8 protein-coding genes and 1 pseudogene are annotated in these 10,653 nt (G+C 66.9%); 7 read left to right on the plus strand and 2 right to left on the minus strand.

The annotated features are described in order from the left end of the window. Positions 1-38: 38 nt before the first annotated feature. From NN2_RS30370 to NN2_RS30400, 7 genes and pseudogenes are all read left to right on the plus strand, one after another. Positions 39-812 carry a winged helix-turn-helix transcriptional regulator gene (locus tag NN2_RS30370; protein ID WP_063018093.1) on the plus strand — a complete coding sequence of 258 codons (774 nt, stop codon included), beginning with the start codon at positions 39-41 and terminating at the stop codon, positions 810-812. Between the two features lie 236 nt (positions 813-1,048). After that, positions 1,049-2,026: a mycothiol synthase gene (gene mshD / locus NN2_RS30375; RefSeq protein ID WP_369817488.1), complete on the plus strand. Its 978-nt coding sequence runs from the start codon at positions 1,049-1,051 to the stop codon at positions 2,024-2,026. A 228-nt stretch (positions 2,027-2,254) separates the two neighbouring features. Then, positions 2,255-3,367: a phosphate ABC transporter substrate-binding protein PstS gene (gene pstS / locus NN2_RS30380; protein WP_063018098.1), complete on the plus strand. Its 1,113-nt coding sequence runs from the start codon at positions 2,255-2,257 to the stop codon at positions 3,365-3,367. Positions 3,368-3,473: 106 nt separating this feature from the next. After that, positions 3,474-4,445 (plus strand): phosphate ABC transporter permease subunit PstC, encoded by a 972-nt coding sequence (gene pstC, locus NN2_RS30385; RefSeq protein ID WP_030517450.1) that lies wholly within the window; start codon positions 3,474-3,476, stop codon positions 4,443-4,445. Then, a complete protein-coding gene (gene pstA, locus NN2_RS30390) occupies positions 4,445-5,344 on the plus strand; it encodes a phosphate ABC transporter permease PstA (RefSeq protein WP_063018100.1) in 900 nt (299 codons plus the stop codon). Before pstC ends, pstA begins: the two co-directional genes overlap by 1 nt. A 19-nt stretch (positions 5,345-5,363) precedes the next feature. Continuing rightward, on the plus strand, positions 5,364-6,140 hold the full coding sequence (pstB, locus tag NN2_RS30395) for a phosphate ABC transporter ATP-binding protein PstB (RefSeq protein WP_063018102.1): 777 nt from the start codon (positions 5,364-5,366) through the stop codon (positions 6,138-6,140). A gap of 280 nt (positions 6,141-6,420) precedes the next feature. Continuing rightward, a pseudogene (locus tag NN2_RS30400) lies at positions 6,421-8,003 on the plus strand (MFS transporter). A 53-nt stretch (positions 8,004-8,056) separates the two neighbouring features. Here the strand turns inward: NN2_RS30400 and phoU are convergent. Next, complete coding sequence (gene phoU / locus NN2_RS30405; RefSeq protein WP_063018103.1) at positions 8,057-8,728, minus strand: phosphate signaling complex protein PhoU; 672 nt, start codon at positions 8,726-8,728, stop codon at positions 8,057-8,059. A gap of 98 nt (positions 8,729-8,826) precedes the next feature. Further along, a partial coding sequence (locus NN2_RS30410) for an LCP family protein (RefSeq protein WP_439955872.1) occupies positions 8,827-10,653 on the minus strand: 1,827 nt, incomplete at its 5' end.

Here is a 10,653-nt window from a genome sequence, read left to right on the forward strand (position 1 = left end):
AGGTTGCCCGCGGACATGCCAGATTGGGAGGAGAGCCGGTGGAGCTGCTCCTGCTGACCTCCGATCCGAACCCGGAAGCCGTGCTGCCGTCCCTGGCGCTGCTCCCGCACAATGTGCGGCCCGCGCCCACCGAGGTGGCATCGCTGCTCGAGGCGGGTACCGCGGATGTGGCTCTGGTCGATGCCCGCACCGATCTGGCCGCCGCGCGCGGACTGTGCAGACTGCTCGGCAGCACCGGCTCCTCGGTGCCGGTGGTGGCGGTGCTGACCGAGGGCGGTCTGGTCGCGGTCAATGCCGATTGGGGACTGGACGACATCCTGCTGCCGGGAACCGGTCCGGCCGAACTCGATGCCCGGCTGCGCCTGCTGGTCGCCCGCAACGGCGGCGCGGCCAGCCCGGAGAACACCGGCAAGATCACACTCGGCGAACTGGTCATCGACGAGGGCACCTACACCGCGCGGTTGCGCGGCCGCCCACTCGATCTGACCTACAAGGAATTCGAGCTGCTGAAATATCTCGCCCAGCACGCCGGCCGGGTCTTCACCCGCGCCCAGTTGCTGCAGGAGGTCTGGGGTTACGACTTCTTCGGCGGCACCCGCACGGTCGACGTGCACGTGCGGCGGCTGCGAGCCAAACTCGGCAGTGAGTACGAATCCCTGATCGGCACCGTCCGCAACGTCGGTTACAAGGCGGTTCGCCCGGCGCGCTCGGCCAACAACAAGGGCAGCGAGCAGCCGGCCGGCCTCCCGGACGAGGGCGACGACGGCGCCGACGACTCGCAGTTGACACAGGTCAACGGCAGCTCGTCCTGAGATCGGTGACGGGCCTGAGCGGGCCGGGGTGCGATGGACGAGCGGGATGCCGCTGCGGTTGGCCGCGGCACGGACGATCGGCCCGCGAAAACGGTTGCGCCGAAACGAAACCGGCCGCTGGGGTAGCCGGCCGCCGCGGGCGGGAATCAGGGCGGTAGCCGAGCACGTTCTGGGAGGGGCCGATTGCCGCATGTGCCGGTTGCCGGCGGACGTGAACGAATGAGCGAGGGATGGGTGTGAGCGTGCAGGTGCCGGACTGGACCACCGAATTGGCCCCAGCGACCGCGGCGCAGATCGTGGAGCTGGTGGAACGCGCGGGTGCCGCCGACGCGGTCGCGCCGATCTCCGAACAAGCGGTGCTCTCGGTGACCGCATCCGCGTCGCCCGCGCACGACGATGCCGACGCCGATGCGCCGACCGGCCGGACGCGGCATCTGGTCGTCGAGCGTGACGGCGAACTCGTCGCGTACGCGAATCTCGTTCCGGCACACGGTGATCACCCGGCGATGGCCGAGGCCGTGGTGGATCCGCGGGCGCGCGGGCGCGGTATCGGCGCGACGCTCGTCGCGGCGGCCCTGCAAGCGGGTGGTCCGGGTGCGCGGATCTGGGCGCACGGCAATCTGGCGCCGGCGCGGGCGGTCGCCGGCCGGCTCGGGCTGACGATCGCACGCGAGTTGTGGCAGATGCGGCGGCCCCTGACACAGGCTCCGGAGGGCGATCAGGCAACCGTCGAGCTACCCGAGCTGGAGGTGCCTGCCGACATCGTGCTGCGGACCTATGCCGGGCCCGCCGACGACGCGGAGATCCTGCGGGTCAACAGCGCCGCCTTCCACTGGCATCCCGAACAGGGCGGCTGGACCGAGGCCGAGATCGCGGTCCGGCGGGCGGCGCCCTGGTTCGACCCGAAGGGCCTGTTCATCGCCGCCGATCCCGCGGATCCCAGCCATATCCTGGGCTTTCACTGGACCAAGGTGCACGAGCCGGACGAGACCTCGGACGCGGTCGGCGAGGTCTACGTGGTGGCCATCGACCCGGCCGCGCAGGGCCGCGGACTGGGACGCGTGCTGACCCTCGCGGGCCTGCACTACCTGCGCGATCGGGGACTCGGCGCGGTGATCCTCTACACCGAGGCCGACAACACCGCGGCCGTGCACACCTATACTCGTCTCGGGTTCGAGACGGCCCATATCGACGTCGCCTACACCGCGCGTTGATACCCTCGCAGTAACACTGCGGCAAATCTCACAGGTCCGAACCGCAATCGCGCCGGGTTGTTCACCCTGCGTTCACTTGCCCAGGTCCCACTGTCAACCGGACGAATCTACTTTGATCGTGGGCGGCATTCGCTGCTCGGTGCGCAAGTTCTCTGCGAACGGCCACCCACAGGACCCGTCCGGTCGTTGAGGGATCGGGCGTGTACGAAGCGTTTCCCGGAGGAACAGGTGAATTTCAAGCGCAGCGGCGCTCTCCTCGGTGTGCTGGCGGCTGCCGGCACTCTGACACTGACTGCCTGTGGTAGCGACGACAACTCGGCCGCGACCGGTAACACCACCAAGGTCGATGTGGCCTGCGGTGGCAAGAAGGCTCTCAAGGCCAGCGGATCCTCCGCTCAGAAGAACGCGATGGACCGCTTCATCGCCGCCTACGAGCAGAACTGCGACGGTGCCAAGCTGGACTACACCTCCAGCGGCTCCGGCGCCGGCGTGAACGAGTTCGTCGGCGGCCAGACCGATTTCGGTGGTTCGGACTCCGCTCTGGACCCGAAGAAGGACGAGCCGAAGAAGGCCGCCGACCGTTGTGGCGCACCGGCTTGGAACCTGCCGACGGTCTTCGGTCCGATCGCCATCACCTACAACCTCGACGGTGTCACCAACCTGACCCTCGACGGCCCGACGGCGGCGAAGATCTTCAACGGCACCATCACCAAGTGGGACGACCCGGCGATCAAGGGCCTGAACCAGGGCGTGAACCTGCCGTCGGACGAGATCCACGTGATCTTCCGCAGTGACGAGTCGGGCACCACCGACAACTTCCAGCGCTACCTGGACGCCGCCTCCAACGGCGCGTGGGGCAAGGGCGCGGGCAAGGCGTTCGCCGGCGGTGTCGGCGAGGGTGCGAAGGGCAACGAGGGCACCTCGGCCGCCATCAAGAGCACCAAGGGCTCCATCACGTACAACGAGTGGTCCTTCGCGCGGTCGCAGAACCTGTCCACCGCGCAGATCATCACCGATGCCGCCGTGAAGCCGGTGGCGCTCAACACCGAGTCGGCCGGTAAGGCCATCGCCGCCGCGAAGATCGTCGGTCAGGGCAACGACCTGATCATCGACACCAACTCGTTCTACAAGCCGACCGATCCGGGCGCCTACCCGATCATGCTGGCCACCTACGAGATCGTGTGCTCGAAGTACGCCGACGCCGACACCGGCAAAGCCGTCAAGGCGTTCCTGACCTCGGCGATCACCAACGGTCAGAACGGACTCGAGGACTCCGGCTACGTGCCGATCCCGGATGCGTTCAAGACCAAGCTGACCACCGCGATCAACGCCATCTCCTGATTGCGAAACCCTGATGACCGTCCACGACGAAGTCACCGCCGCGGGCCAGTCGGATTCGACCGGCCCGCGGACGGGCAACGAAGTCCCGCCGGGAGATACTTCCTCCATGCCGAGTGAGTCGAGCAACAAGCCGGCCGGTCGCATCGCCGGCGGCCACAGCCGCCGGGGGGAGACCGTTTTCCGTTCCCTGGCCACGGCCGCCGGGGCGACGATCGTCGCGGCGATCGCGCTCATCGCGCTGTTTCTGCTGATTCGCGCGGTGCCGTCGGTAGCGGCGAACAAGGCGAACTTCTTCACCAGTGCCGAGTTCAACGTCACCAATGCCGACAACATGCACTTCGGCATCCGCGACCTGTTCATGGTCACGGTGCTGAGTTCGCTGCTGGCATTGCTGATCGCCGTGCCGCTCGGCGTCGGTATCGCGTTGTTCCTGACGCAGTACGCGCCGAAGGTCCTCTCGCGTCCGTTCGCGATGCTGGTCGATCTGCTCGCGGCGGTGCCTTCGATCGTGTTCGGTCTGTGGGGTTTCCTGGTGCTGGCCGAGAAGCTGGCGCCCTTCGAACAATTCCTCAACGACAAATTGGGCTGGTTCTTCCTGTTCAAGGAAGGCAACGTCTCCATCAGCGGCGGTGGCACGATCTTCACCGCCGGTGTCGTGCTCGCGGTGATGATCCTGCCGATCATCACCTCGGTCAGCCGCGAGGTCTTCCACCTGACTCCCCGCGCGCACATCGAGGCCGCACAGGCCCTGGGCGCCACCAAGTGGGAGGTCGTGCGGATGACCGTGCTGCCGTACGGCCGCAGCGGTGTGATCGCCGGTTCCATGCTGGGGCTCGGCCGCGCGCTGGGTGAAACCATCGCGGTGCTGATCGTGCTGCGCACCGCCGCCTCGGCCGGCCACTGGTCGCTGTTCGACGGTGGCTACACCTTCGCCTCCAAGATCGCCTCGGCCGCTTCGGAATTCAGCCAGGCGTTGCCGACCGGCGCCTATATCGCGGCGGGCTTCGTACTGTTCGCGTTGACCTTCGTCGTCAATGCCCTGGCTCGGATCGCCGCCGGCGGGAAGGTGAACGGGTGATGACCACCACATTGGACAAGCCGATCAAGGCGCCCACGTTCCGCCACGTGAGCATGGGCCGCAAGGTCCGCAACAACCTCGCCACCTCGGTCATGTGGCTGTGCTTCGGCATCGCGCTGGTCCCGCTGGGCTGGGTGCTGATCCTGGTGCTGAGCAAGGGTTTCCACGCGATCGTCAGCAGTGGCTGGTGGTCCAAGTCGCAGAAGGGCGTGCTGCCCGACCAGTTCGCGGGCGGTGTGTACCACGCGATCTACGGGACGATCGTGCAATCGGCGGTGGCCGCGGTGATCGCGGTGCCGCTGGGCATCATGGCCGCCGTGTATCTGGTCGAATACGGCCGTGGCTGGCTGGCGAAGACGACCACCTTCATGGTCGACATCCTCGCCGGTGTGCCCTCGATCGTGGCCGCGCTCTTCGTCTTCGCGCTGTGGATCGCCACCTTCGGTTTCCCGCAGTCGGCCTTCGCGGTGTCGCTGGCACTGGTGCTGCTGATGTTGCCGGTGGTGGTGCGCAGTACCGAGGAAATGCTCAAACTCGTGCCCGACGAATTGCGCGAGGCCTCCTACGCGCTGGGCATCCCGAAATGGAAGACGATCCTGCGGATCGTCGTGCCGACCGCTCTGCCCGGCATGATCAGCGGTATGTTGCTGGCGGTCGCCCGCGTCATGGGTGAGACCGCGCCGGTGCTGGTCCTCGTCGGCTACTCGAAGTCGATCAACTCCAACATCTTCAACGGAAATATGGCGTCGCTGCCGCTGATGATCTACCAGGAACTGGCCAACCCGGAAGCGGCCGGCCGGATGCGAGTGTGGGGCGCGTCGCTGACGCTGATCCTGATCATCGCCCTGCTGTACATCGGCGCGGCCGTGGTCAACAAACTGCTCACGCGGAATCGATAGAAGCGAACGGAATACGACAATGGCCAAGCGGATCGACGTCAAAGATCTCAACATCTTCTACGGCAAATTCCACGCCGTATCCGATGTGTCGCTGACCGTGTTGCCGCGCAGCGTCACCGCTTTCATCGGCCCGTCCGGTTGCGGTAAGTCGACGGTGCTGCGTTCGCTCAACCGCATGCACGAGGTGACTCCGAACGCCCGCGTCGAGGGCGCGGTGCTGCTCGACGGTGAGGACATCTACGGCTCCGCGGTCGACCCGGTCGGCGTGCGGCGCACCATCGGCATGGTGTTCCAGCGGCCGAACCCGTTCCCCACCATGTCGATTCGCGACAATGTGGTGGCCGGGCTGAAGCTGCAGGGGGTGCGCAACCGCAAGGAGCTCGAAGAGGTCGCCGAGCGCTCGCTGCGTGGGGCCAACCTGTGGAACGAGGTGAAGGATCGCCTCGACAAGCCCGGTGGTGGCCTGTCCGGCGGTCAGCAGCAGCGTCTGTGCATCGCCCGCGCGATCGCGGTCTCGCCCGACGTGCTGCTGATGGACGAGCCGTGTTCGGCGCTGGACCCCATCTCCACGCTCGCGATCGAGGACCTGATCTCCGAGCTGAAGAAGGAGTACACGATCGTCATCGTCACCCACAACATGCAGCAGGCCGCGCGCGTGAGTGATCAGACGGCGTTCTTCAACCTGGAAGCCCAGGGCAAGCCCGGCAAGCTCATCGAAATCGACGAGACCGAGCGGATCTTCTCCAACCCCACCCAGAAGGCGACCGAGGACTACATCTCCGGCCGCTTCGGATAAAGTTCTCCGAACCTTCTGATCGCGGGCTGAGTCCCTCCGCGTTTCGAAACCCCGTCCCTGGTGGACGGGGTTTTCTCATGCGCACAGAGGTGCGTGTGTCGAGTATCACATCGTCGTCCGAGTTGTGTGCTCGCTCATCTCATACCGTAGTCGGTTGTCTGACACTCGTGGTAACAGTTACCTTCCTCCTGAACTAAACCGATCGTTATAGTCAGGAGGCGGGATGTCGGTGTCAACGGCGAGACCTGTAGCCCAGCAGGGGATTCCGATCGCGACGCGTATGCGGGTTTTCGCGTTGGTCGCGATCTGTCTGGCCGAACTGCTGGTCGTACTGGACAACACGCTGGTCAATGTGGCCCTGCCGTCGATGGCGGTGCAGTTGCAGGCCCGGATGAGCGGGCTGCAGTGATCGTGGACGCGTTCACCTTGGCCTTCGCCGGGCTGCTGTTGCCGCTCGGCCATCTCGGTGACCGCTACGGCCGCCGCAGGCTGATGATCATCGGCCTGGCGGGTGTGGCCGTCATGTCGGCCGCCGGTGCGATGTCCTCGGGCCTCGGCCAGGTGATCGCCGCGCGGGCCGGCATGGGCGTCTTCGCCGCCGCGGTGTTCCCGGCGACGCTGGCCCTGATCATCAACCTGTTCCCGGAGACACGCGCCCGGGCCGCGGCCATCGCGCTGTGGACCGCCATGGCCGGTATCGCGGTGGCGATCGGGCCGGTCACCGGCGGCTGGCTGCTCGAATACTTCAGCTGGCACGCCGTGTTCTGGATCAATGTGCCGATCGCCGCGATCACGATCGCGGCAGTGCTCGTCGTCGTCCCGGAATCGCGGGCCGATCACAGCGGGCGGCTCGACGTGCTCGGTATCGGCCTCTCGCTGGTGGCGGTCACGACGCTGGTGTGGACGATCATCGAGGCGCCGAAGCACGGCTGGCTGTCCGGACGCAGCGTCGGCGGCTACGCAGTTTCGCTGATTCTGCTTGCGCTGTATGTGATCTGGGAGTTGCGGGTGGAATCACCGGTGCTGAACATGCGGCTGTTCCGGATCCGGCGCTTCTCGATCCCGGCCTTGGCGATCACCGTCTCCTACTTCTGTGCCTTCGGATTCCTGTTCCTGATCACCCAGTACTTCCAGGGTGTGAAGGAATTGAGCGCGCTCGAATTCGGCATCCACTCATTGCCTTTCGCGGCCGCGGTCGGCTTCGGCGCGCCTGTGGCGACGCTGGCCGCGCAGCGCATCGGCACCACCGCCACCGTCGTGTGCGGCCTGCTCCTGCTGGCCGCCGGCATGTTCTTCGCGGGCCGGGTGACCGTCGAAACGCCCTATCTGGGAACGGTTCTGGTCTCGATGGTCCTGATGGGTGTCGGCTTCGGCGTTGTGCAGGGACCGGCCACCGAATCCATCATGGGCGCGGTGCCGATCGAGGAGGCGGGCGCCGGATCGGCGGTCAACGACACCACCCGCGAGGTGGGCGGCACCCTCGGCGTCGCCGTCCTCGGCTCGATCATGACCTCGGTCTACACCGGTCGAGTCGGCGCCCGCATCGACGCGATCCCGGACGCGATCATGAATCCCACGCAGAAGAGCCTGGCCCGCGACACCCCCATCAGCGTGCTGGAAATCGTCAAGGCGCCGATCAGCCCGTTCTTCGCCGGTGCGAAAGCCGATCTGGTGCATGCCATGAAGGTGGCCGCGCTGGCCGGCTCGACGGCCGCATCCTGGGCGGCGGTCGGGGCCCTGCTGGTCTGCGCGGTGCTCGTCGCGGTGCTGTTGCCGTGGAAGCCCGAGCGCGGCGCGTCGCTACTGCTGGGCCGAACCTCGGAGGAGGAGCCGGCGAAAGCCGATGCCATCAGTCGGACATGAAAACTCGCTGCCCGTCCGTGCTCCGGACGGGCAGCAACCTCCGCGGAACCGGTTCAGATCTTCTCGGTTTCGGAGTCCGGGTCGGGCGGCAGCACACCTGTCACTAGGAAGACGACCCGGCGGCCGATCTCGACCGCGTGGTCGGCGAAGCGCTCGTAGTAGCGGCCCAGCAGCGTGACATCGACGGCGGCGGCCACGCCGTACTTCCATTCCCGGTCCATCAGCAGGGAGAACAGGTGGCGATGCAGATCGTCCATCGCCTCGTCGTCCTCGTTGAGCTGCGCGGCCCGCTCCGGATCGCGCGTCTCCAGGACCTCCTTGGCGGCGGCGCCCATATTCACCGCGATGCGGCCCATCTCGGCGAAGTAGCCGTTCACCGATTCCGGGAGCGCGTGGTTCGGGTGCCGGCGCCGGGCCACCTTGGCCACGTGCAGCGCCAGCACACCCATCCGATTCACATCGGAGACGATCTGGATGGCGCTCACCACCTGCCGCAGGTCACCGGCCACCGGCGCCTGCAGCGCCAGCAGTGCGAACGCCTTCTCCTCGGCCTGCGCGATCATCTCGGCGATCCGGTCGTACTCGGTGATCACCTGTTCGGCCAACACGATGTCGGCCTGCAGCAGCGACTGGGTCGCCCGCTCCATGGCCGAGCCGGCCAGTCCGGCCATCTCGCCCAGAAGATCGGCGAGTTCGGCCATTTGTTCGTTGTAGATGACACGCATGAAACCAAAGACTAGTTCCCGGCTCTGACCAAGTCACGAACGGTGGGTGAATCGTCGGTGCCGGTGCGATCGGCGATGTCGCCGCAGGTGAGCGCGGCTCACTTGCAGAGGTCGTCACCCGCGTTGACGTGTTCGAGGTCGGAGGGGAGTGTGACCGGCGTCGCGGCGGCATCGGTGGCTCCGGCCGGGGCGGGAACCGGCGATCCGAACGCGGTCGGTGTGCCGACGGTGCCGGCGAAGTCCGCGCCGAGCGCCACCTCCACGATGCTGCCCAGACCCGAGGCCACGGCCAGCTTCGCGCCGGGCAACGCCGAGGCGACCGTCGCTGCCTCGGCCTCGTGACCGGCCGAATAGCGGACCGTGGTGGTGTCGATCGTGCCGCCGGAATAGTTGCCGACGTTGTAGATCTGGAAACCGTCGGCCGCGAATTTCGTCGCCGCCGTATTCGCCACGCCGGTCACTCCGGAACCGTTGGAGACCTGCACCGACACCGTGCTCGGATCCACGGCGGTCAGCTGCGGCGGGGCCGGGGCCTGAGCGGGTTTGGACGGCTCCGGCGCCTTCTTCTCACCCGGCAGCGGCTGGTCGTCGATGATCGCCTGGAAGATCGCCTTGATATCCGATTCGCGGGGGATCTCGTTGCCGTAGGAGGTGGTGCCCGCGGTCGGCACCGTCAGGAACGTGATCGCGCCCGCGCTCACCTTCTGCAGTGAGCGGCCCAGCATCAGCAGATCCTTGGTGTTGACGTTGTCCATGAAGGCATGGCTGCTGAACGCGCCGATGAAGCCGTTGAGTTTGCCGATGTCGAAGAGCACCTTCGACGACAGGGCACTGCGCAGCAGCGAGGACAGGAACAGCTGCTGGCGGTGGATGCGGTCGTAGTCGCTGCGTTCCTCGCCCTGCACGTGGCGAGCGCGGACGTAGTCCAGCGCGGTCGGGCCGTTGAGGATCTGGCGACCCGGATTCGGCAGCACCGTGCCGAGCTCCTCGTCGACCAGAGGCCGGTTGGTGCACACCTCGACACCGCCGATGGTGTCGACCATCGACTGGAAACCGCTGAAGTCGATGCCGACGAAGTGGCTGATCTTCAGACCGGACAGCTTCTGGATCACCTTGGTCAGGCATTTCGGACCACCCAGGGCATAGGTGGCGTTGAGCTTGTCGCCGATCGCGGAGGGGAATTTCGCGTCGGTGTATTTGGCCTTGTCGTTGTCCCAGCCCTCGCATTCCGGGCGACTGACGTCGAGGTCGCGCGGGAACGAGACGGCGACCACGCGGGAGCGGTCCGCCGGAATGTGTACCAGCATCACCGTGTCCGACCGAGAACCCTCGGCATCCTCGGTGGTGCCGGCGCCGAGCTGGCTGTCCACGCCGGCGCGGGTGTCGGTGCCGACGATGAGGAAGTTCTCGTCACCGGTCTGGCCGCCGGGATCGACGATGTCGGTGGAATTCTCGTCCAGCGCCGACACCTGGGTGAAACCGTTGTCGGTGGCGCGCAGATAGTTCCAGCCGACACCGGTCATGACGAGGGCCAGTACCGCACACATCGAGGTGGTCACCCGGGCCGCGAGCCGAGCGCGCCGCCGCCGGCGCTGCCTGCTCGCCGCCAGTCGCGACAACGGCGGCTTGCCCACCGCCTCCGGTGCGGCGGAAGCCTGTGCCTCCGTGCCGGATTCGTCGTCGGGCATGGGCAGCTGGTCGGTCACCTGCTCGGCGACGGGCGCCTTACCGGCGACCGCCCGATCGACCGGACTGTCGGCGGCTGGGGCGCGGTGGACCGTGGTGGCCTGGACATCGGCGGAAACCGGTGCGCCACTTCGCGTTGCGGCGGCTTCCGGTCGCGATCCCGGTTTGGATGCCGCGCGCAGGTCGGATGCGCCGCCGACGCGACGCGGATCGGCGGCGGTACCCGGCACGACCGGAGC

The organism is Nocardia nova NBRC 15556 (genome assembly GCF_001613005.1).
Taxonomy (GTDB): domain Bacteria; phylum Actinomycetota; class Actinomycetes; order Mycobacteriales; family Mycobacteriaceae; genus Nocardia; species Nocardia nova.

Coding starts and splice junctions, on each gene's coding strand:
- pstC (WP_030517450.1), top strand. CDS start 3,474: ATGCCGAGTGAGTCGAGCAACAAGCCGGCCGGTCGCATCGCCGGCGGC.
- pstA (WP_063018100.1), top strand. CDS start 4,445: ATGACCACCACATTGGACAAGCCGATCAAGGCGCCCACGTTCCGCCAC.
- pstB (WP_063018102.1), top strand. CDS start 5,364: ATGGCCAAGCGGATCGACGTCAAAGATCTCAACATCTTCTACGGCAAA.
- phoU (WP_063018103.1), bottom strand. CDS start 8,728: ATGCGTGTCATCTACAACGAACAAATGGCCGAACTCGCCGATCTTCTG.